Origin of the sequence: Bacillus vallismortis, from assembly GCF_004116955.1 — a bacterium.
GTDB lineage: Bacteria > Bacillota > Bacilli > Bacillales > Bacillaceae > Bacillus > Bacillus vallismortis.
In genome coordinates this window covers 3,917,941-3,938,503 of record NZ_CP026362.1, presented here as the reverse complement: position 1 = coordinate 3,938,503, position 20,563 = coordinate 3,917,941, and the positions used below count along the sequence as shown (strand labels likewise).

19 protein-coding genes and 3 other annotated features are annotated in these 20,563 nt (G+C 43.0%); of the genes, 6 read left to right on the top strand and 13 right to left on the bottom strand.

Annotation, left to right across the window (positions count from 1 at the left end; all coding sequences use genetic code 11):
* The first annotated feature begins 134 nt into the window (after positions 1–134).
* From BV11031_RS20815 to BV11031_RS20795, 3 genes are all read left to right on the top strand, one after another.
* Positions 135–923, top strand: coding sequence for a membrane protein (locus tag BV11031_RS20815; RefSeq protein ID WP_010328974.1), 789 nt, complete (start codon positions 135–137; stop codon positions 921–923).
* 1,475 nt (positions 924–2,398) lie between these two features.
* The gene (locus BV11031_RS20800) at positions 2,399–3,046 is read left to right on the top strand and encodes an ABC transporter ATP-binding protein (protein WP_010328977.1); all 648 of its coding nucleotides are present in this window, start codon (positions 2,399–2,401) and stop codon (positions 3,044–3,046) included.
* Complete coding sequence (locus BV11031_RS20795) at positions 3,039–3,599, top strand: hypothetical protein (RefSeq protein ID WP_041952542.1); 561 nt, start codon at positions 3,039–3,041, stop codon at positions 3,597–3,599. Before BV11031_RS20800 ends, BV11031_RS20795 begins: the two co-directional genes overlap by 8 nt.
* 277 nt (positions 3,600–3,876) lie before the next feature.
* Here BV11031_RS20795 and speB read toward each other — a convergent pair whose 3' ends face one another.
* Positions 3,877–4,749 carry an agmatinase gene (speB, locus tag BV11031_RS20790; protein ID WP_010328979.1) on the bottom strand — a complete coding sequence of 291 codons (873 nt, stop codon included), beginning with the start codon at positions 4,747–4,749 and terminating at the stop codon, positions 3,877–3,879.
* Positions 4,750–4,810: 61 nt separating this feature from the next.
* Positions 4,811–5,641, bottom strand: coding sequence for a spermidine synthase (gene speE, locus BV11031_RS20785; protein ID WP_003227543.1), 831 nt, complete (start codon positions 5,639–5,641; stop codon positions 4,811–4,813).
* A 201-nt stretch (positions 5,642–5,842) separates the two neighbouring features.
* Between speE and BV11031_RS20780 the strand changes: the two genes are divergently transcribed.
* Complete coding sequence (locus tag BV11031_RS20780; RefSeq protein WP_010328980.1) at positions 5,843–7,918, top strand: transglycosylase domain-containing protein; 2,076 nt, start codon at positions 5,843–5,845, stop codon at positions 7,916–7,918.
* A 311-nt stretch (positions 7,919–8,229) separates the two neighbouring features.
* Here BV11031_RS20780 and BV11031_RS20770 read toward each other — a convergent pair whose 3' ends face one another.
* Together BV11031_RS20770 and BV11031_RS20765 are read right to left on the bottom strand one after the other, a co-directional pair.
* Entirely contained in the window at positions 8,230–8,748 is a 519-nt protein-coding gene (locus tag BV11031_RS20770; protein WP_010328981.1) for a YwhD family protein, read from the bottom strand.
* A 12-nt stretch (positions 8,749–8,760) separates the two neighbouring features.
* Positions 8,761–9,420 carry a site-2 protease family protein gene (locus BV11031_RS20765; protein WP_010328982.1) on the bottom strand — a complete coding sequence of 220 codons (660 nt, stop codon included), beginning with the start codon at positions 9,418–9,420 and terminating at the stop codon, positions 8,761–8,763.
* 108 nt (positions 9,421–9,528) lie between these two features.
* Here BV11031_RS20765 and BV11031_RS20760 point away from each other — a divergent pair, with 108 nt between their 5' ends.
* Positions 9,529–9,717 carry a 2-hydroxymuconate tautomerase gene (locus BV11031_RS20760; RefSeq protein WP_003222038.1) on the top strand — a complete coding sequence of 63 codons (189 nt, stop codon included), beginning with the start codon at positions 9,529–9,531 and terminating at the stop codon, positions 9,715–9,717.
* A 42-nt stretch (positions 9,718–9,759) separates the two neighbouring features.
* On the opposite strand, the gene BV11031_RS20755 is transcribed toward BV11031_RS20760, so the two are convergent.
* The 5 genes from BV11031_RS20755 to BV11031_RS20730 all read right to left on the bottom strand — a co-directional run bounded on the left by BV11031_RS20755 (position 9,760) and on the right by BV11031_RS20730 (position 15,325).
* Positions 9,760–10,179, bottom strand: a complete 420-nt coding sequence (locus BV11031_RS20755; RefSeq protein ID WP_010328983.1) for a MarR family transcriptional regulator — start codon at positions 10,177–10,179, stop codon at positions 9,760–9,762.
* 119 nt (positions 10,180–10,298) lie between these two features.
* On the bottom strand, positions 10,299–12,215 hold the full coding sequence (gene thrS, locus BV11031_RS20750) for a threonine--tRNA ligase (RefSeq protein WP_010328984.1): 1,917 nt from the start codon (positions 12,213–12,215) through the stop codon (positions 10,299–10,301).
* 54 nt (positions 12,216–12,269) lie between these two features.
* Positions 12,270–12,491: a binding site (T-box leader), on the bottom strand.
* A 32-nt stretch (positions 12,492–12,523) separates the two neighbouring features.
* Positions 12,524–12,746: a binding site (T-box leader), on the bottom strand.
* A 32-nt stretch (positions 12,747–12,778) separates the two neighbouring features.
* Positions 12,779–13,006: a binding site (T-box leader), on the bottom strand.
* Between the two features lie 96 nt (positions 13,007–13,102).
* Complete coding sequence (locus BV11031_RS20740; protein ID WP_010328985.1) at positions 13,103–13,603, bottom strand: YwgA family protein; 501 nt, start codon at positions 13,601–13,603, stop codon at positions 13,103–13,105.
* Between the two features lie 35 nt (positions 13,604–13,638).
* Positions 13,639–14,940 (bottom strand): HD domain-containing protein, encoded by a 1,302-nt coding sequence (locus BV11031_RS20735; RefSeq protein WP_010328986.1) that lies wholly within the window; start codon positions 14,938–14,940, stop codon positions 13,639–13,641.
* A gap of 160 nt (positions 14,941–15,100) precedes the next feature.
* Positions 15,101–15,325 (bottom strand): YuzB family protein, encoded by a 225-nt coding sequence (locus tag BV11031_RS20730; RefSeq protein ID WP_003222050.1) that lies wholly within the window; start codon positions 15,323–15,325, stop codon positions 15,101–15,103.
* Positions 15,326–15,539: 214 nt separating this feature from the next.
* Here BV11031_RS20730 and BV11031_RS20725 point away from each other — a divergent pair, with 214 nt between their 5' ends.
* Positions 15,540–16,322 (top strand): RsfA family transcriptional regulator, encoded by a 783-nt coding sequence (locus tag BV11031_RS20725; protein ID WP_010328987.1) that lies wholly within the window; start codon positions 15,540–15,542, stop codon positions 16,320–16,322.
* Between the two features lie 143 nt (positions 16,323–16,465).
* Here BV11031_RS20725 and BV11031_RS20720 read toward each other — a convergent pair whose 3' ends face one another.
* The 4 genes from BV11031_RS20720 to pta all read right to left on the bottom strand — a co-directional run bounded on the left by BV11031_RS20720 (position 16,466) and on the right by pta (position 20,436).
* Positions 16,466–17,356, bottom strand: coding sequence for a carboxylate/amino acid/amine transporter (locus BV11031_RS20720; RefSeq protein WP_026014462.1), 891 nt, complete (start codon positions 17,354–17,356; stop codon positions 16,466–16,468).
* Positions 17,357–17,526: 170 nt separating this feature from the next.
* On the bottom strand, positions 17,527–18,372 hold the full coding sequence (ywfL, locus tag BV11031_RS20715; protein ID WP_129551008.1) for an octanoyl-[GcvH]:protein N-octanoyltransferase: 846 nt from the start codon (positions 18,370–18,372) through the stop codon (positions 17,527–17,529).
* Positions 18,373–18,419: 47 nt separating this feature from the next.
* Positions 18,420–19,319: a cysJI operon transcriptional regulator CysL gene (gene cysL / locus BV11031_RS20710; RefSeq protein WP_129551007.1), complete on the bottom strand. Its 900-nt coding sequence runs from the start codon at positions 19,317–19,319 to the stop codon at positions 18,420–18,422.
* A gap of 145 nt (positions 19,320–19,464) precedes the next feature.
* Positions 19,465–20,436 (bottom strand): phosphate acetyltransferase, encoded by a 972-nt coding sequence (gene pta, locus BV11031_RS20705; protein ID WP_010328990.1) that lies wholly within the window; start codon positions 20,434–20,436, stop codon positions 19,465–19,467.
* Between the last annotated feature and the right edge of the window lie 127 nt (positions 20,437–20,563).

Below are 20,563 nucleotides of genomic sequence, written 5' to 3'. Positions count from 1 at the left end.
TTTGAGCGGTTTTACGATATGTAAAACCGCTTTTTAAAGTTTATTTTTCCCTTAAATTCATCATGATGATTTATAAATGTGGTAATATATGAAATTGATTACCATAATTCATTTTATTAACAGGAGGTAGAAATATGGCCTATTTTTTTACTTACAGGCTTCTAAAAAGCAAGACACTATATTTTTCACTTATATCTAGTACTCTCATAGTACTATACCAGTACTTGAATATTGCAGTGTTTGATAATCATTCAAATCTGCCTTACGAAGTTCACAAATCACCTTTTTTATCGAATATATTGCAGGGTAATTCTGTTATTCCTTCAACAGTATGGTTGATGATACTTCCTATTTTGGCTACCTTACCAATTGCAAGTCTATATAGATTTGATGTGAATTCTGGATATTTTATGAACACTATAATGAAAACAACCAAAGGAAAGTACTTTAATACACTTATCGTGTTTAATTTCTTATGTTCTTTTTTTGTTATTATAATTCCTTTAAGTATTAATTTATATTTATTTATGATGACTTATCCATCCATCAAACCTGATGGAATCATAAATTATATGCAAAATGTGGTTTCTAATGGTAGTGACCTTGCTAATATTTATTATGAACATCCACTGCTCTATACGTTAATCCTAATACTTATAAATGGATTATACGGTGCTGTCTTATCAACAATCGGGCTATCTTTTTCTTTTTTCATTAAGAAAACTTATTTTGTATATATTATACCGTTTGTTGTGAACTTAATTGGCATTACTATCTTGAACCCTGATTATAATCCTCAAAGATATATCATTAGTAACAATGGTTTTTTCAATTTGAAAATATTTTCTTTATTAAACTTAGGAATAATCATATTAGGTCTTTTAATATTTTTATGGGGTAAAAAGCGCCGTGTTTTATTATAATCTTTTAAAACAAAAATTCATTAGTAAATATTTAGGTTTTTTTATACTTTTTTCTATAAATATAATAATTATATTTACATTTTTTAAGCGTTCAATAAATACGCAAAATGACCATATTATTGATCAAATCTTTACATATCAGCACCTTGTATTATTGATAGCACCATTAATTGTAGTATTTACTCTATTAGTATCTTCCGATTATTTTATGGATCATGCTGTGATTCGGCTGAATAGTTCTTTTAAGATAGCGGGGTACTACTTCCTTAAAAGCGTTTCTTTTTCAGCTATACTAGGCATTATTGTTATGACAGAGTTATACATATTGTGCTTTATACATAATATTGATAAAAATTTGTTAACTGTTAGTAACTTTTTAACTCATGTATTCGCATATATATTCATTGCTTATTTGACATCGTTTTTAATTCTTTTAACAAATCAAATATTAGTTGTAATAATAGAATTAATTTTATTTTTATTTGATTATCTAGAATGTAACGGCATTCTCTTCTTAAACGGATTTTTATTAGATTTTGATGTTTTAAAGGATCTATTGGTATTCAGAGTAGGGCTGATGTTTATTTTGTTCGGAGTATGTATTCAGATAGTTAAAAAACATGACTATTTGAAGCCTAACGACCAGAAAGGAACGTACTGATGAATTCTAGATTTCATTTGTTGAAAAGGGATATTATGATGAGGCTGCATGATTGTAAAGCAACTTTTCTTTTTATAAGTTTAGCAGCTTTGCTAATCTATTTTGTTTCTTTTTGGAATAGTTATAAATCTGGCCAACTAGACCAGCACAATATTTTAAATAATTATATGAATGTCTTTCATTCACTAAACTTTTTTGAATTACATGAGCTTTATTCACAACATAAATTTTCAATTCCTTTTACATGGATTTGCCTTCAGATATTCCCTTTGCTTATTATTGGCCATTTTTCATATAACGACTTTCAAAAATCAGGAACTTTATTAATATCTAAATTAAACAATAAATTAGCTTTTTGGTTAAGCAAACTGTTTTCCTTATGGATTTTTTGCTTGATAATCTGGGCTGTCTGGTTTTCATTCTATTTCATTTTTTATCTAATATTCAAAGGCACAATTACAATTGGAGAAATCAAACCTGTTCTTTCTTTAATGTTAATTCAATATTTAGTGACAACTGTATATACTTTATTTTTTGAAACATTAACGTATTTCTTTTCGTTTATTATTTCATTAGTTATTTCAATTGTGTATCTCATCATATCCATATTTGTTCATTCAAAACTTTTTTTTACTTCGTTAGCCATACCAGGCAGATGGTATTTCGCCGATCATTCATCAATAAATATGATGTATTCTTATGGCTCTGCTATTCATTTCCCAATATTTATTGGTATAATTACTTTATTTTGCATATTATGCTGTTTTGTAGGAATGACTCGCATAAAAAAATTAGACATTTTAGGAGATTAATTATGACTACATTTATAGAATGTACAAATGTATATAAGAAGTTAAAAGGAAATTTCGTACTTAATGATATTAATTTAACTATCAAAAAAAATGAGTTTATAGTATTAAAAGGACATAACGGCTCTGGAAAAACAATGATTTTAAGAGCAATCGCAGGGCTTTTAAAATTAACCAAAGGGCAAATTACTGTCAACAATCTCGTTATAGGAAAAGATACAGATTTTTCTAGAAATACAGGGATATTAATTGAATACCCCAGTTTTATACCTGTCTACACCGGTTATCAAAACTTGAAATTCTTAGCTTCAATTAATAAGAAAGTTTCAGACCAAGAGATACGAAAAATGATTGAGCAAGTAGGATTAGATCCTGAAGACAAACGTAAGGTAAAACGTTATTCCTTAGGAATGAAGCAACGTTTAGGACTAGCACAAGCCCTAATGGAGTCTCCGTCACTGCTGCTTTTAGATGAACCGACTAACGCACTGGACAAAAAAGGAATTCAGCTAATCACTGATTTATTGAAAAAAGAAAAAGAAAAGGGAACTACAATAGTCGTTGCGAGTCATGATGAAACTCTGACTGAAAACAATATTGTAGACAGAGTTATACACATAAGCAACGGTAGACTGGGTGAGGATAATGAATAAACGAGTAATATTGTTAATAACCATTTTTTTAATTATAGTAGCTGGTAGTAGTTTTCGTTATTATAAACTGAATAACCATAATGATAATTACTCTCCTCATATCACAAACCTTCCGAAAAATCGTATGATCGATACAGGTGCCGGGATTACTTATCATGTTCTCCAACCATTAAAACCAATTGAATTTATGGATGAGGACCTTAATATGAAAAGATTATTATACATTTTGCCGCTGGATATAACAAACACATCCAAGCAAGAAATAACGCTGGAACAGCTCTCACCTGATGGAATGAAATATCTTTTTTTTGGTGGCTTTGATCACTATTATAATTTAATGGCGTATAATTTAGATCTTCCAGAAAAGTATCAATTCAATACTTCAATTCCTGCTGGAAAAACTGTAAGAGGCTATGTCGGATTGAAGATGACAAAAGGCAAAGACGTAAACTTTAATTATAAAAATTTTGATCCCACAACTTCTAAATTATGTGTTTATTATTCCTTGATAAATAAATCAAAAAGAATAACATATAAATTCCCACTTAATTAATATTTTATTACAATTCAGGAAATCAAGTCATATTTCCTGAATTGTATTTTTATATTCTCTTCCTTCTCCTCTGAACAGTCAAATTATATAGAATTCAATATCTTTCAATTTAATTTTCATGATTGCCAACACCACTTCAATAATTTACATTGGAATCATATTAATGCAAAATCACTTCTTTCTCTAGTTCATTCTAATTTAAGCAATTATTAAGATTAGAAAAAATAAAACAAGCCCGTACTGAAAGGCTTATACCATTCAACACGGGCCTACTTCCTTATTTCACAAACCCAAGCAGCATCTCACGGATGATTTTGCTGGCTGTGTTTGCCGTTTGCTCTGAGTGGTCATAAACCGGTGCGACTTCCACCAAGTCAGCGCCCTTCACGTTTACCTCTGAACGCGCGATTTCATGGACGGATGCAAGCAGTTCTTTAGACGTGATGCCGCCGGCGTCAACCGTTCCTGTTCCCGGTGCGTGTGCAGGGTCTAATACGTCAATGTCGATTGTGACGTACACTGGACGGCCCGCGAGCTTCGGAAGCACTTCCTTCAGCGGTTCTAGCACTTCAAATTTTGAGATGTGCATGCCGTTTTCCTTCGCCCATTCAAACTCTTCTTTCATGCCAGAACGGATTCCGAATGAATATACATTTTGCGGTCCGATCAATTCTGCCGCTTTGCGGATCGGCGTGGAGTGAGAAAGCGGTTCTCCCTCATAATCAACGCGAAGATCCGTATGTGCGTCAAAATGGATAATCGCAAGGTCTGGGTATTTCTTGTGCATTGCTTTTATGACAGGCCATGACACGAGGTGCTCCCCGCCCATGCCCATTGGGAATTTCCCTTTTTCTAAAATGCTGTCCACATATTCCTCGATCATATCAAGGCTTCGCTGCGGATTTCCGAACGGCAGCGGAATGTCGCCGGCGTCAAAGAAATTGAGATCGGCCAGATCACGATCTAAATACGGGCTGTATTCTTCAAGGCCGATTGACACCTCGCGGATTCTGCTCGGGCCAAAGCGTGAGCCCGGGCGATAGCTGACCGTCCAGTCCATCGGCATGCCGTAAAGGATGGCGTCCGCCCCTTCCCACTCTGGACGGCTCGCGATAAATACTTTTCCTGAATAAGCTTCATCAAATCTCATCTATAATACCCTCGCTTTCCTTTAAAAAAGCGCAAGATTCGCTCCTGCGCCATTGCCAACATTATTTAATCAGGTCACTCACAAATTTCGGCAGAACAAACGCCGCTTTATGAATATCTTTTGTGTAATATTTTGTTTCAATATCGAAGAAACGGCTGTCTTCCACTGCAAGCGGATCATATTTTTTCGAGCCGATTGTAAATGTCCACAAACCGCTTGGGTATGTCGGAATGTTCGCTGTATACAGCTTCGTGATCGGGAAGATTTCCTTCACGTCGCGCTGTACATTTGTGATTAATTCCGGCGTAAACCATGGGTTGTCCGTCTGAGCGACGAAAATGCCGTCTTCTTTCAGCGCCTTCGCGATTCCCGCGTAGAATCCTTTTGTAAACAGGTTTACAGCCGGTCCGACAGGTTCAGTTGAATCTACCATAATCACGTCATATTGATTTTCAGATTTTGCAATGTGCATAAATCCATCATCCACCTGCACGTCAACGCGCGGATCATCCAGTTTTCCTGCAATAGATGGAAGGAATTTTTTAGAGTATTCGATGACCTTGCCGTCAATATCAACGAGTGTCGCTTTTTTCACACTCGGATGCTTGAGGATTTCTCTAATGACGCCGCCGTCACCGCCGCCGACAACAAGAACGTGCTCCGGATTTGGGTGCGTAAATAATGGGACATGCGCCACCATTTCATGATAAACGAATTCGTCTTTTTCAGATGTCATCACCATTCCGTCCAAAAACAGCATGTTGCCGAACTCTTCTGTTTCCACCATTTCTAGATGCTGAAATTCCGTTTGTTCTGTATGTAATGTTTTGTTGACCTTCATCGTAATGCCAAAGTTTTTCGTCTGCTTCTCTGTGTACCAAAGTTCGCTCAATTGTCATCTCCCTTTCAAGGCTGTATTCATTTATTGTAAGCGTCTTATCAGCTTTTATTCTCGGTTGAAATCTCTTTTTCACCTAAGGAAAAAGTATAGAGGATGGCGGGGAAAAAGTAAAGATGCGTCCTGTTCTGCGATGTTTAAAAACGGTCTTTTTTCCTCATAATAGTAGAAACATAAAAAAAGGGGGAACCCGTTGTGGATGCAATGACAAATAAACGGCTGAAACTGACGCTGAAAACCGTTCGCGCCTGTATCTTTTTAGGGGCTCTTGCGGCCTTAGCGGCAGCTGCTGTATTTATGACTGTCATTCTGATAGCCAAATACCAAGGCGCTCCCTCCGTGCAAGTGCCGCAATCCACGATTTTGTATGCGAGTGACGGCTCAAAGCTCGGGGAAACGAATTACGGTGAAAAGCGCTATTGGGTCCCCTTAAAGGACATGAATCCGACAATTGTAAAAGCGACAGTGGCGGTTGAAGACCAGAATTTCTACGATCATCACGGTTTTGACTATAAACGCATGGCCGGTGCGGCGCTTGCTGATCTGAAAGCATTTGCCAAGGTTCAGGGCGCAAGCACCATCACCCAGCAATATGCGAGAAACTTATACCTTGAACACGATAAAACGTGGAAACGGAAATGGAATGAGGCGTTTTATACGATCCGTCTGGAACAAAACTATTCTAAGGACGAGATAGTAGAAGGCTATTTAAATACGATTTACTACGGCCACGGCGCCTACGGCATTGAAGCAGCTTCCCGCCTGTATTTCGGCAAGCATGCGAAAAACCTGACCGATGCGGAGGCGGCGCTTTTGGCGGGAATCCCGAAAGGCCCTTCCGGCTATTCGCCGTATGTCAATGAAACGAAGGCCAAGGATCGCCAGAAAACGATTGTGCGGATGATGGAAAAGCAACGGATGATCAGCCAGAAAAAAGCGGATGAACTGATCCGGGAACCTCTTTCCTATCAGCCTTTGAATAAACAAGTTTCCAAGAGAAAAGCCCCTTATTTCTATGACAATGCGATGAGAGAGCTGGAGAAGAAGCTCGGCATGACGCGGGCGCAAATTGAAACGAGCGGGTTAAATGTCTATACAACGGTAGATAAACGGATGCAGCGCATCGCCGAGGAGACCATTACCGAAACGGTTAACGCCGGCTCAGATATTCAAGTCGGATTTTCAGCCATTGATCCCCGCACCGGAAACGTTCTCGCTCTAGTCGGCGGCAGAGATTATCAAAAAAGCCCATTTGACCGGGCGACACAGGCGAAACGCCAGCCTGCTTCGACAATCAAGCCGTTGCTATACTACAAAGCGATTCAGAGCGGATTTACGCCTGTCACCTTGATGAAAAGCGAAGAAACCGAGTTTCAAATTGACGCGAAGGGAGAAACGTATTCTCCAAGCAACTATAACGGATACTACGCCAACAAGCCCATTACGCTTCTGCAGGCGCTGGCGCTTTCCGACAACATTTACGCTGTGAAAACACATCTATTTCTCGGCATGAACAAGCTCGTACAGGCGGCAAAAGAGTTCGGCATCACTGCCCATTTTCAAAAACTGCCGTCTCTGGCACTCGGCACCGAACCCGTGCGCCCGATTGAGATGGTCAATGCCTACGCCATGCTCGCCAATGGCGGGAAGAAAATCGAACCGGCTTTTATTTCAAGGGTCACAGACGCGGCGGGGCATGTGCTGTATGAAAATCCGAATCAGCATAAACAGGTGCTTGATGAAAAAGCCGCCTTTGTTACGGCGAATATGATGACAGGCATGTTTGATACAGATTTAAACGGCTATACATCGGTAACCGGACGGACGATCGCCAACCGCCTGACAAGAACGTATGCAGGAAAATCAGGCACCACCAGCGCAGACAGCTGGATGATCGGCTTCAATCCGAATCTGGCCGCAGGCGTGTGGACGGGCTATGACAAAAATAGCACCATCGACTCGGTCGAAGAGAAAAGCTATGCCAAAACGATTTGGGCGGACTTCATGGAGGATGCGCTCAAAGGAGAACCAGAAACAGCATTCAAACCGCCAAAAGGCGTAACCGGCGTATACATTGATCCGGCAACGGGCTACACATCCGGCCCCGGCTGCGCAGCCAAGCACTACACGTATTTTGTGAAAGGCACTGAACCGTCGAACGTGTGCTATGGCGCTGAACCCGCAAAACCAACAAAAGACCGGCTTCCAGTCAAAGAAAGCCCCGTTTCCCCGAAAAAATGGTGGGACAAATGGCTGGGGCGGAATCATTGAAAATAACCCGGCTTCTCGGAGGCCGGGTTATTCGTATGGTTCCTTCATAATCCTTGGATGCAATCGAGCTGAACAATCGGTTTCGGGAATCCTTCGGGGATAAAGTGTTGTTTTCTCGTTTCTTCCATATCGGCTTTAATACCCAATCACCGATTCGAATGGTTTCGTACATCCTATCCCCCTAAAAAATGAAAAACCCCGAGTCTTGGTTCGGCTCGGGATTTTCCATGTCCTATTTCTGTATCACCAGTTTACTCAATGTTTACGAAAAATAGTACAAATTTTCTAAAAGTTCACAGAACGTTCACAAACTAATTATCTTCCGGAAAAAGGCCTTTTTTTAATTCATCTGGTGACCGATCCCATAGTCCCTGATCATGATTTTTCAGAAACTCGCCGAGCACACGCTTCGAGCTGTCGTCCATTTTATCAATGATAATGTTCCGTTTCATGGATTTATCCATCAGATTCACATGCTCAGGCAGCGATTTGTAGCCTCTTCTGATGCTTCTGTCAACCGTCAGTTCACAGGCTGTCACACCAGCGTAATAAGGCCCCTCTTCTCTTCTGTCAATCGTCACCCAGACAAGCCAGTATGGTTTGCCGTTCGGAACTTCTTCTTTGTTCGGCAGAAATTTAATTCCTTTTTCAACGGTGCTGCGGGCGTGCATGGCGCCGATATCAACGAACGCTTCTTTTTCCTCTACATCGACGAATACGGGGGAAATGTTATCGAGGCTGAGCGCTCCTACGCCGAAACCGCCGTGTCCGTCTGTCGGATCACTTTTGATAATATTAAACCCGATTGATTTTTTCTTTTTTTCTTCCATGAGTTCTACCTCCTACAAAAGCGGTTGAAATATCGCTGAAAACAGCTGTAAAATCTGATCTCTTCCGGCATTGAGCATCGGCCAAAGCACGTAAGATCCGAGCGGTGTCACAAACAGAACCAAAAAGACAATAAAGCCGTAGCTCTCCGCCTGCGTCATCTTGGCACGCACCCCCGGCGGAACGAGATCTTCAATGATTCGATAGCCATCGAGCGGCGGCAGCGGCAGCAGATTGAATAAAAACAAAACAAGATTCAGCTGAATCCAAATCGAAAAGAACTGATCAAGTCCAGTGCTGAATGCCGCAAGCTGCTCCATTCCGTATGCATGCATCAACACTAACAAAAAGAAACCGATAAACGCAAGAATCAGGTTACTGACGGGTCCGGCGATTGATACGAGCACGCCGGCAAGCCGAGGTTTCTTAAAGAAGCGGCGATTGACGGGAATAGGACGCGCCCATCCGAAGCCGGCCACCAGTATCAAAATGGTTCCTAACGGATCAAGGTGTTTAATGGGATTGAGCGTCAGTCTTCCTTGTTTTTTCGCCGTATCATCACCGAACTTGTAAGCGACATAAGCATGGGCAAGCTCATGCACCGTAAACGACACAATTAACGTGATGACGAGGTATGGCATTAAAGATAACGGATAATAAAAAAAACGGTCCAAGTGAGATATCCCTCTTTCTAAAAATGCAAGAATTTACTTTATTCAGTATACTATAAGAAGCCTCTTTTTCTAAAGAGAGGAAACGAGATAAAGGAGGATTCAACACCCATGCCATACGTAACCGTCAAAATGCTCGAAGGCCGTACAGACGAGCAAAAACGCAACCTTGTCGAGAAAGTAACAGAAGCCGTAAAGGAAACAACCGGTGCTTCTGAAGAAAAAATTGTTGTATTTATAGAAGAAATGAGAAAAGACCATTATGCCGTCGCGGGCAAACGCCTGAGCGATATGGAATAGTCTCTATAAAGCCGGCGTTTCGCACACCGGCTTTTTCTATCCCTATTGGGTCAGCTTCTCAATAATTGATAATAACGACTGTTTCTCTTCGGCTGTTAAACGTTCAAACATGCCGTCAATCAGCTGCTGGCGGTTTTCGATCATTTGCTGAGCCGCTCCCCGGCCCAAATCAGAAAGCGTAATCCATACAGTGCGGCGGTCATTGTTATTTCTCGATCGCTCAATAAACCCCTCCTGCTCTAAATGATTGAGAGCGGTGGTTGTGGCAGAAGGAGACAATGTGACTTCCTTTAGTATATCCTTTATGGTGCAGCTCCCATGTCTGTATATGATCCGCAGAATAAATCCTCTTACATTATTTACGTGTTTCGGAACGGTCGCTTCATCTAATTGCTTGGTGGTTTTCAAGTATTTTGTAAGTGCGTGATCCAGCAAATTTGCTTCCAGTTTGTCATGGTCCATGTCAATTTCCCCATTTCGAGATGCATTCAAAACATACGAACGATTTGATTTACTTATTATTTTACTGATTCCGAATAGGGAAAGTCAAAAAAGCAAAATGAGAATCCGCAGCTTTTCTCCTACATGCCTCGATTTTTCACCTGTTTGACAAGCTTATCTTTAAATGTCTGAAAAGGGGCGTGTTCACTCTCCTGATGCCCGAATTGGCGGACGTTTACCGCATCATGCTGCTCTTCATGATCTCCAAGCACAAGCACGTACGGGATTTTCTGCATCTGGGACTCTCTGATTTTGTATCCAAGTTTCTCATTGCGCTCATCAATGCCAGCTCGTATTCCCAGCTGCTTCAGCTCTGCCTGCACCTTTCTGCAATAGTCCAAGTGAACGTGCGAAACCGGTATGATCTGTGCCTGGACCGGTGCGAGCCAGACTGGGAAAGCCCCGCCGAAATGCTCGATCAAAATGCCGAAGAAACGGTCGATCGAGCCGAATACCGCTCTGTGAATGACGACGGGCCGAACCTTTTCATTGTGTTCATTGATATATGTTAAACCAAATTTTTCCGGCATTTGAAAATCAAGCTGAATGGTCGCGCATTGGTGGCTTCGTTTCAGGGCATCTTTGATGTGAAAATCGATTTTCGGCCCGTAAAACGCCCCGTCACCTTCGTTGATTTCATAAGGGAGGCCAAGCTTCTCAAGGACGTGTGCTAAGGCGCGTTCCGATGATTCCCAAAGGCTGTCATCGCCTAAAGAATCCTCCGGGCGAGTCGAAAGCTCAACCGAATACTCAAAACCAAAAGTGCGATATACCTCGTCAATCAGCCCAATCGCTTCTTTGATCTCGCTCTCAATTTGATCCTCACGAACGAAGATATGCGCGTCATCCTGGCAGAATGTCCGAACGCGAAGCATTCCATTTAAAGCACCGCTGTATTCATGGCGATGCACCTGGCCGAATTCCGCCATGCGAATCGGCAGATCCCGATAAGAATAAAGGCTGTTTTTAAAGATGAGCATATGGCCGGGACAATTCATCGGCTTCATGGCGAATTTTGTCTCATCCACTTCTGAAAAATACATATTGTCGCGATAATGATCCCAGTGGCCAGACTGCTCCCATAACCGCTGATTCATCATAAACGGCGTACGCACCTCATCATAGCCGGCCTTTGTTTGCAGCTCACGCGAGAAGCGTTCCAGCTCATTACGGACAACCTGCCCTTTCGGCAAATAAAACGGCATGCCCGGTGCTTCTTCAGAAAACATAAACAGCCCTAGTTGTTTGCCCAGCTTGCGGTGGTCTCGTTTTGCCGCTTCTTCCAGCATATGCAGATGCGCATCGAGCTCTTTTTTCTTGGGAAACGCAACCCCGCACACCCGTTGCAGGACTTCATTTTCGCTGTCTCCGCGCCAATAAGCGCCGGATACTCTTGTCAGTTTGAACGCCTTGATCATTCCTGTAGAAGGAAGGTGCGGCCCGCGGCACAGGTCAACAAATTCTCCCTGCTGGTACAGCGTGATATCCGCTCCGCGCGGAAGATCCTTCAAAATCTCCAGTTTAAACGGCTCGCCTTTTTTGGCAAACAGCTCTTCTGCCTCTTCGTAAGAAACCTCAATTCGTTTGATCTCATGGTTCTCATTCATAATGTTCTTCATTTCTTTTTCGATGGCTTCTAAGTCTCCTGATGTCAAACTGTGCTCCAGCTTCATGTCATAGTAGAAGCCGTCTTCAATCACTGGACCTATCCCCAATGACACTTCTCCATACAGGCGTTTCACAGCTTGAGCCAATATGTGCGCTGATGTGTGGCGGAATACCTGCAAGCCTTCTTGTGAATCAAGGGTGATAATCGAAAGCTTGGCATCCTCCTCCAGCTTAAAACTGAGATCAACGAGCTTGCCGTTGACCTGCCCCGCAGCCGCCTTCTTTTGCAGGCTGGAGCTGATAAAACCCGCTACATCTTTGACTGCAATGCCTTTCGGGTATTCCTTGACCTGTCCGTCGGGAAGCTCAATGTGTACATGTTTATTCATTTTTTAAACACTCCTTCATTATTTTTGTATATAAAAAAACACACCCGTCCCGCTGAAAGGGACGAGTGTGTGATTCACCCGTGGTTCCACCCAAATTCCCGACAAAAGCTATGTTGTCGGCTTGGTGCTATAACGCAGCATAGACGGCATTGGATACTTCAGTTCCCCAATGCTGCTCCAAGGCGGTAAATGATCATCCTAAGCTGGGAAGCTCTCACCTTTCCTTCCCTCTCTGAAAACCGTAACGACCATTCGTGTCCTTTTCTTCGCATGTATTCAATTCATAAAAAAAACACATCCATCCCTATACAAGGGACGAATGTGTTTATGATCCGTGGTTCCACCCAAATTCCCGACAAACGCTATGTTTATCGGCTCGGTGCTGTAACGCAGCATAGACGGCATTGGATACTTCAGTTCCCCAATGCTGCTCCAAGGCGGTAAACGATATTCCTAAGCTGGGAAGCTCTCACCTTTCCTTCCCTCTCTGAAAACCGTAAATATCATTCGTATCCTTTTCTTCGCATGTATTCAACTCATAAAAAAAACACATCCATCCCTCTACAAGGGACGAATGTGTTTATGATCCGTGGTTCCACCCAAATTCCCGATCACACACATGGTGTATCGGCTTTAAGGTGCTTTAACGCAGCATGACGGTATCGGATACTTTAGTTCCCCGATACGGCTCAAAGGCGGTAAGCTGCTTTCCCTGCGTTAGGAAGATCTCAGCTGTTCTTCCCTCTCTGGAAACCGTAAAAAGCATCTCATGTCCTTATCAGTGCCTGTATACATTACTGATTGTTAAATGATTTCATATATTTTACAATAAATTTTTTAAAACAGCAATCTTTTTTGTTAAAAAAAGCAAAAGATGCTCTGTATGGTTAACAAATCTGCTTCAATTCCTCTATGTATTGAAGCGCTTCGTCATATTCTTCATTCGTATATTTTTGCTTGCTTTTGATTGTAAAGACTTTTTCTTTCTTTTCCTCGGCCTCAAGCCCGTCAAAGTAAAGGATCGTGGAAACCAGCTCTAAAAACCGCGATGAACGGCTGTTCACACTGTCGATATAGCCCTTAATGTCTGGCATATCCAAATCTGCATGGTCTAAAAATGCGGAGCCTGTCTCGGTCAGTGAATAACGGTATTGAAAGTAGCCGCCCTTTTTTTCCTTCACCTCATCCAGAAATCCAAGGTTGCACAGCTCTTCAATCTGGAGCGTCAGTTCTTCTGAATACGGTCCATAAAAGTGAAAATCATATTTCTCATAGAAAGGAAACTGCATTTTCTTGGCGATATAAATCATTTTCTGCAGCTTCTTCCGCCCGATGATTTCTCCAGAATCCGAGAACACCTTCATCAGTTTTGCATGTTCTTTCAACAAATTCCCGACATCTCCTTTTTCCTTCTTTCCAATTTCTATGTCAGTCCCAGCAGCTGCCGGATTTTCATTTTCGCTTCCGGGTATTCAGAGCCGTCACAAATCAAGTCCTTCGGATAGTACAGCTTGTGGTCCGTCCGCCGTTTCCCGGAGATGGATTCCACAATAGCCGACTGTCTGGACAGTTCTTTAATTTGGCCGTTTTGCGTCAAGAGATGGATCGGCAGACGCTCCTCTTCCTCTCCCGGACGGTAAAAATCGTATGGCAGATCAGAAGAAGAATCAACGACCAAATAATAGCTCGGATCGATTCCCGCCTCTTTGAACAATGAAGTCAGCTCAAAATAAGCCGACATTTCTTCATTCGGATTGAATTCAACGTATTGGAACAGCTGGCGGTTAATGAATCTGCGGCACAAATCGGATAAAATCGCGTCCTCTTCATCCTCCCAGGCCTGGAAGTAATACAAAATAATAGATTCATCCAGCTTCACATAATCCTCCAGTATCAATTTCCCTTCAAAAATAGAATAGAAATGAACCGGAGCGTGAGTGAAGACATAGCCTTCATCATGAAGCTGCTTCGCTCTGTGAAGAATCTTCGTTAGTATAACCTCCGCGCTTCTTGTCACTGGATGGAAATATACCTGCCAGTACATTTGGTAGCGGCTCATGATATAGTCTTCGACAGCGTGCATCCCGCTTTCTTTAATGACGATCTGATCCTCGCGCGGGCGCATCACGCGAAGAATCCGCTCCATATCAAAATGGCCGTAACTGACGCCTGTATAATAAGCGTCGCGCTGCAGGTAATCCATGCGGTCCGCGTCAATTTGACTCGAAATCAGGCTGACCACTTGCTTGTTTTTATATGTTTTGGCAATGACTTCAGCAACATCCTGCGGGAAACGCGGGCTCACCTTTCTGAGCACCTGATTGACCTCTGTGTCCCCCAAAATGATTTCCCTTGTAAAATCTTCGTGGTCAAGGTGAAAGACTTTTTCAAATGAATGTGAGAACGGTCCGTGCCCGAGATCATGAAGCAGCGCCGCGGCCAAACAGAGTTCGCGCTCACTGTCATCCCATTCAGGGCGGCCTTTAAAGACATCATCGACCATTCTCCTGACAATTTCATAGACACCGAGAGAATGGTTAAACCGGCTGTGCTCAGCGCCGTGGAACGTCAAATACGTCGTGCCGAGCTGCTTAATTCTGCGGAGACGCTGAAATTCACGGGTACCGATCAAATCCCATATCAGCTTGTCCCGAACATGAACATAGCGGTGCACCGGATCTTTAAACACTTTTTCTTCTGATAATTTTCCATTTGGATACGCCATCGTCATTCCCTCTTTTTTTTAGCCGTGTTTCTATTATATCGACTCTATTCTTTGAAAACATCCTTGAATTTGCCCGGCGATTTGTTCCACCTTCACAAAACACACATTCTGCGAAGCAAAAAAGCCTGACCTGAGGCCGAGGCTATGAAAAAATATGTTTTTACTTTTTTATTTTCTTTTTTACTTTATCAATCAGCTCATCCTCTGTCGGAGCTGACAGCGGGCGATTGTTCACAAAAGCAAATGATTTTTTCCGTCCGGGCCCGCAATAAGATTGGCACCCTACCTCAACCTTTGCATCCGGGTCCACTTCTTTTAAACGCGGCAGCAATGTTTTGATATTAGTGGCTTGGCAATCATCACACACTCGAAATTCATTAGCCATGACGTACGCTTCCCTTCATTTCTATGTTCATCTATGTGAATAAACTTAAAATCGCTTTTCAAAAAAATCACATCGCTCTTCATTTTACAAGGATTCGACTGTTCCTGCAAGCCGCTCCATCCTTCGTATCTCCTATTCTTTCAGCCAACTTGTATAAATATTTTCCAAATTGGACACTCTAATACCATGAAACGAAAAATGGGAGTTGAGATAAATGACAAAACAGCGACAAGACGCTTGGTCAGAAGAAAATGATCTGCTTTTAGCCGAAACAGTGCTCCGGCATGTGAGGGAGGGCAGCACTCAGCTGAACGCCTTTGAAGAAGTCGGAGATCAATTAAACCGGACATCCGCAGCCTGCGGATTCAGATGGAACGCGGTCGTCCGCCATCAATATGAAAAAGCGCTTCAGCTTGCGAAAAAACAGCGAAAACAGCGAATGAGAGCGCTCGGAAACGGGCAGCCCGCAAAGAAAAGACTATTATATCAGCCACCTGCGGTTGATCCTGAAACAATTCAAGAAACTGCAATGCTGGAGGAACAGGCGAAAGCTGAAACTCCGACAGCCGAAAATGAGCAGCAGCCTTTACTGTCAGGCGAACACATGCCTTTTGTAGACGAAAGCTTTAAGGAAGAGTTAGCTAGTCTATCACACTTATTGTCTCCTCAAACGCCTTCAGCCGCGCCTGAGATGACGATGGATGATGTGATCCGCTTCCTGCAGAATTATGAAGGAAATAACGAGCAATCATCGGCATTAAGGATGGAAAACGAACGTTTAAAGAAAGAAAATCAAGAATTGCAAAGCAAAACGGAACAGCTTGAGGCAGAAGTTCAAAAGCTGGAAAAAGACCAAAAAACAATCCAAGAAGATTACGAAACCTTAGTGAAAATTATGAATAGAGCCAGAAAGCTAGTTTTATTTGAAGAAGATGAACATGCCTCTCCGTCCTTCAAAATGGACCGAAACGGCAATTTAGAAAAAATGGCAGAATAAGTTAGAGAAATCCCAAAACCAGCAGCTGTTTTGGGATTTTCGGCATGCGCAAAATCCCCTTTTCCATTGAGAAAAGAGGTTTTTATCATTTTGCAGCAGTTTACTCTATTCTTGTAAAATGAGGCCAAGCTTATGTGAATCTATTAAGACAAGTGAGCTGCCTCGGCCGTTTTTTGTTTACGCGGCGCAGCGGAAATGACCAGAAGCCCCAGCATCATCAGCGCAATGCCGAACCACGAGGAAAGTGAAAGCATTTCCCCTATGAAAAATACGCCCAGCAATGAGGCCGTCAGCGGTTCAGCTAAAGAAAGCGTGACTGCCGCCGAGGCCGGAACCCCGGTAAGCCCTTTCGCAAACAAAAAGTATGCGGCGCATGTTGCGATTAGGCCGATATAAAGGCTCGTTCCGAATCCTCTCGGTGTCAATATCCACGAGATATCTGATTGCCATAAAAGCGGCGTCAGCAGGATGGCGCTGATCATAAAGACAACGGCGGAGGTTGCTCGTGGAGGCTGGGTTTTCATCATCGCTTTACTGATGAGCGTATAACCAGCAAAAGAAGCACCAGCTCCAAGCGCCATAAGCACGCCAGCCACATCAATCCGGACATTCGAACCGTCGGAAAACAGGAGCCAGCAACCGGCTAAAGCCAATACAGTCGCGATCCACCACGAGTTTTGCGGGCGTTTTTTCAAGACAGCCCACTCCATGCTCCCGGCAATAATAGGCGCACTTCCGATCGCAATCACAGTCCCTACCGCAATTCCGGTTTCTTTAACAGCTGTGAAAAACAGCGGCTGGTAACACGCCATACAAACTGCTGCCGATAACACGAGCGGCCATGACCAATTTTTCACGTCAAGCTCACGGCTCATCCAAACCGCTAGCAGCATGGCGCTTCCTCCTATTAATAATCTGAACGCTCCAAATGCCAGCGGTGTGGAGTTTTCTGGAGCCATTGCCTGAACGGTTCCCGTGGTTCCCCAGAAAAAAGCCGCGATCAGCACAAACAGGCTGTAAACATTCCCTTTCATCTGCCTCTCCCCTTTGTATATGGATGCTGATTTCATTTTACCGTTTTTCTTTTTGTCATGGTTATCCGCATGTAAGAAGGATTTATCTGAAAACAAGATGATTGGAGATAACATGCCGCTTGAAATAAAAAATGCATGCCCGCCGGATACGGCTGGCATGCGAAGAACGTTCACCCAAATACCTTTGCATTCCGTTCAGCCATTCGGACGAGGTTTTTCTCAAATGCCATTTCCTCATCGATGGACAGCCCGGCTGAGTATAGATGGGTGCTTAACGCTTTTAATTCTGTCAGTAAAGCGAACATTAAGTCTTGTACGGAGATGTCTGTTTGCAATAGCTCGCTTAGGGACGCCATCGTTTCCGGACGGATCTCGGGATAGACGCCTTTTTTATCGTTTTGTCTGTCCTTTAGCGCCGCTTCGTAGAACCGTCTGATCAAATCGGCTCTTTCACTGCCGCTTTTGTCCGCGCATAGATAAATTTGAACTGCGACTCCGCCGCGAACGCGTCTTTGAGAGATGCCGGCGAACTTTTTGCCATTGATGCTGAGGTCATAGCTGCCCGGACAATACGAGCCTTCAATTTCATAGGCTTCGATCTTTGCGTTGTATGGGCTTAGCATCCGTCTCATCAGCTCAACCATCGCTTCGTATCCTTTGTCTATATCGATGCCTTTCTTTTCATCCTCGAATATGAGCGAGATATTTAAAACGCCTTCATCCAAAACGACGGCAAGGCCGCCGGAATTGCGTACAATCACACGGTATCCTTCGTTCTCCAAGAAAGAGATACCGTCCTGCAAAAACGGGAGGCGCGTATCCTGTATTCCAAGGACAATTGTATTGTGGTGCACCCAGGAGCGCGCTGTCGCCGGCGACACGCCTTTTCCGACGGACATGCACAGCGTATCGTCCATTGCGAAGGATTGCTTCGCGTCAAATAAAGGGCCGAGACTGGATTGGTCAATGACTCTCCATGTCGGCTGCATCAGTAAATCAATCGGTTGGTTTGCCATCTATGTAAAACCCTTTCATGTTAGGCTTATGAACGAACACTATTATATCATTTCAGCCGCTGTGATTGATAATTGCTTTTCAGCATTGTAATGAAAATTTCTTTGTTTTTTGTATTCTCCATAAGAGGTGAATGAATGTAAGACAACTTGCGCTTCAACGAGAAATCTTTTATCTGGAGAATGGAAATTTCTCGATGGATCAAATCCTTGTGCAGCACGCTTCTGGATAAAACCGACAGTCCCATGCCGCTGATCACCGCTTCTTTTACCCCTTGATTGCTGCTGATGGTGAACATCGACTTTGGCCGCAGTCCGTTTGAGCTGAGGACATGGTCGAGAAATTCTCTCGTTCCGGAGCCTTTCTCTCTTGTCACCCACGCTTCGTTTTGCAAATCGCTGATTGAAATATCACTCCGTCCCGCCAGCGGGTGCTGATTCGGCGCGGCAATGCACATTTCATCCTCCATGAACGGCTCAATTTCAAGTTCATTCTCATTTGTATGTCCTTCAATCAGCCCGATATCGGCCTGAAGCATCCGCACACGTTCACTGACCTCCTCTGTATTGCCAATCATGACATCGAGGTTCAGCTCTGGATACAGCTTTTGCAGCTGGGCCAATAGCGGCGGAAGAATATACTCTCCGATCGTAAAGCTGGCAGCTATTTTCAATTCGCCTTTCACATAGTGATGATGCGCATAGATTTCAGCCTTTGCTTGCTCGTAGAGAAATACCATTTGCTTTGCTCTTTGATACAAAATGTCCCCTGTCGGCGTTGTCGTAAAGTGTTTTGGCGATCGGTTCAGGAGGGCTGTTTGAAATTCTTTCTCAAGATTTTTGATATGCAGGCTGACGCTGGGCTGGGAGATCATCAGCTTTTCCGCCGCTTTTGTGAAGTTTTTTTCTTCTACTACCGCTATAAATGTTTTCAGCACGTCGTAATACAAAAACCCCACCCCTGTCATTAATGAAATACATCGTTATGATTCGTTTTCTTTATTGTACTCATATCATCAGTCTTGGTAAAGAAGGCTATACGAAGGCGCAAAAAAAGCAGCCCTCCGGAAGAGAGCTGCCATCGTCTTCATTTTATTACAGTGCTTGAACAGCTGTAATTAATGCGAGGTTGTAAACATCCTCAGCGTTACATCCTCTTGAAAGGTCGTTTACAGGCATATTTAAGCCTTGCAGGATTGGTCCTACCGCTTCAAAGTTGCCTAAACGCTGAGCGATTTTATAGCCGATGTTGCCTGCTTCAAGGCTTGGGAATACGAATACGTTAGCATCCCCTTTGATATCGGAATCCGGCGCTTTTTTCTCAGCTACAGATGGAACAAATGCAGCATCGAATTGGAATTCGCCGTCAAGTGTCAGTTCAGGCGCTTTTTCTTTGGCGATTTTCACAGCATCAGCTACTTTTTCTGTTTCATCAGATTTTGCTGAGCCTTTTGTCGAGAAGCTGAGCATTGCCACGCGAGGCTCAATGTCGAACATTTTTGCTGTATTGGCACTTTCGATCGCAATCTCGGCAAGATCTTGGCTGTCAGGCGCAATGTTGATCGCGCAATCGGCGAATACATATTGCTCTTCTCCGCGAGCCATGATGAAAACGCCGGAAGTCTTTTTCACGCCTTCTTTTGTTTTAATGATTTGAAGAGCAGGGCGGACAGTATCGGCTGTTGAATGAGCCGCTCCGCTCACAAGGCCGTGTGCAAGGCCTTTGTACACCAGCATAGTACCGAAGTAGTTCTCATCTAATAACGCTTTACGAGCCTGTTCTTCTGTCGCTTTGCCTTTACGGCGTTCTACGAATGCTTGTACAAGGTCTTCCATGCCTTCATATGTATGAGGATCATAAATCTCAACGCCATCCAGCGCCAGATTCAGCTCTTTTGCTTTTGCTTGGATCTCATTTTCATTGCCGATCACAATCGGATTCAGCACTTTGTTTCCTGCAAGCTTGCTGACCGCTTCTAAAATACGCTCGTCTAAGCCTTCAGGGAATACAATTTTAACATCTTTTCCAGCTACTTTTTCTTGCACTGTTGAAAATAAATCTGCCACGATAAAACCTCCTCAAAAAGTTACAAAAACGCTTTCTTTTACTAGCATACTCTTCTTCCAATCAAATTCAAACAGCCAACTTTCATTATAGCGCTTTCATGAAAAAATCTTATTTTTCTAATTAATT

Coding starts and splice junctions, on each gene's coding strand:
- BV11031_RS20815 (WP_010328974.1), top strand. CDS start 135: ATGGCCTATTTTTTTACTTACAGGCTTCTAAAAAGCAAGACACTATAT.
- BV11031_RS20800 (WP_010328977.1), top strand. CDS start 2,399: ATGACTACATTTATAGAATGTACAAATGTATATAAGAAGTTAAAAGGA.
- BV11031_RS20795 (WP_041952542.1), top strand. CDS start 3,039: ATGAATAAACGAGTAATATTGTTAATAACCATTTTTTTAATTATAGTA.
- speB (WP_010328979.1), bottom strand. CDS start 4,749: ATGAGATTTGATGAAGCTTATTCAGGAAAAGTATTTATCGCGAGCCGT.
- BV11031_RS20770 (WP_010328981.1), bottom strand. CDS start 8,748: ATGGAAGAAAAAAAGAAAAAATCAATCGGGTTTAATATTATCAAAAGT.
- BV11031_RS20760 (WP_003222038.1), top strand. CDS start 9,529: ATGCCATACGTAACCGTCAAAATGCTCGAAGGCCGTACAGACGAGCAA.
- BV11031_RS20755 (WP_010328983.1), bottom strand. CDS start 10,179: ATGGACCATGACAAACTGGAAGCAAATTTGCTGGATCACGCACTTACA.
- thrS (WP_010328984.1), bottom strand. CDS start 12,215: ATGAATAAACATGTACACATTGAGCTTCCCGACGGACAGGTCAAGGAA.
- BV11031_RS20735 (WP_010328986.1), bottom strand. CDS start 14,940: ATGGCGTATCCAAATGGAAAATTATCAGAAGAAAAAGTGTTTAAAGAT.
- BV11031_RS20730 (WP_003222050.1), bottom strand. CDS start 15,325: ATGGCTAATGAATTTCGAGTGTGTGATGATTGCCAAGCCACTAATATC.
- BV11031_RS20725 (WP_010328987.1), top strand. CDS start 15,540: ATGACAAAACAGCGACAAGACGCTTGGTCAGAAGAAAATGATCTGCTT.
- BV11031_RS20720 (WP_026014462.1), bottom strand. CDS start 17,356: ATGAAAGGGAATGTTTACAGCCTGTTTGTGCTGATCGCGGCTTTTTTC.
- ywfL (WP_129551008.1), bottom strand. CDS start 18,372: ATGGCAAACCAACCGATTGATTTACTGATGCAGCCGACATGGAGAGTC.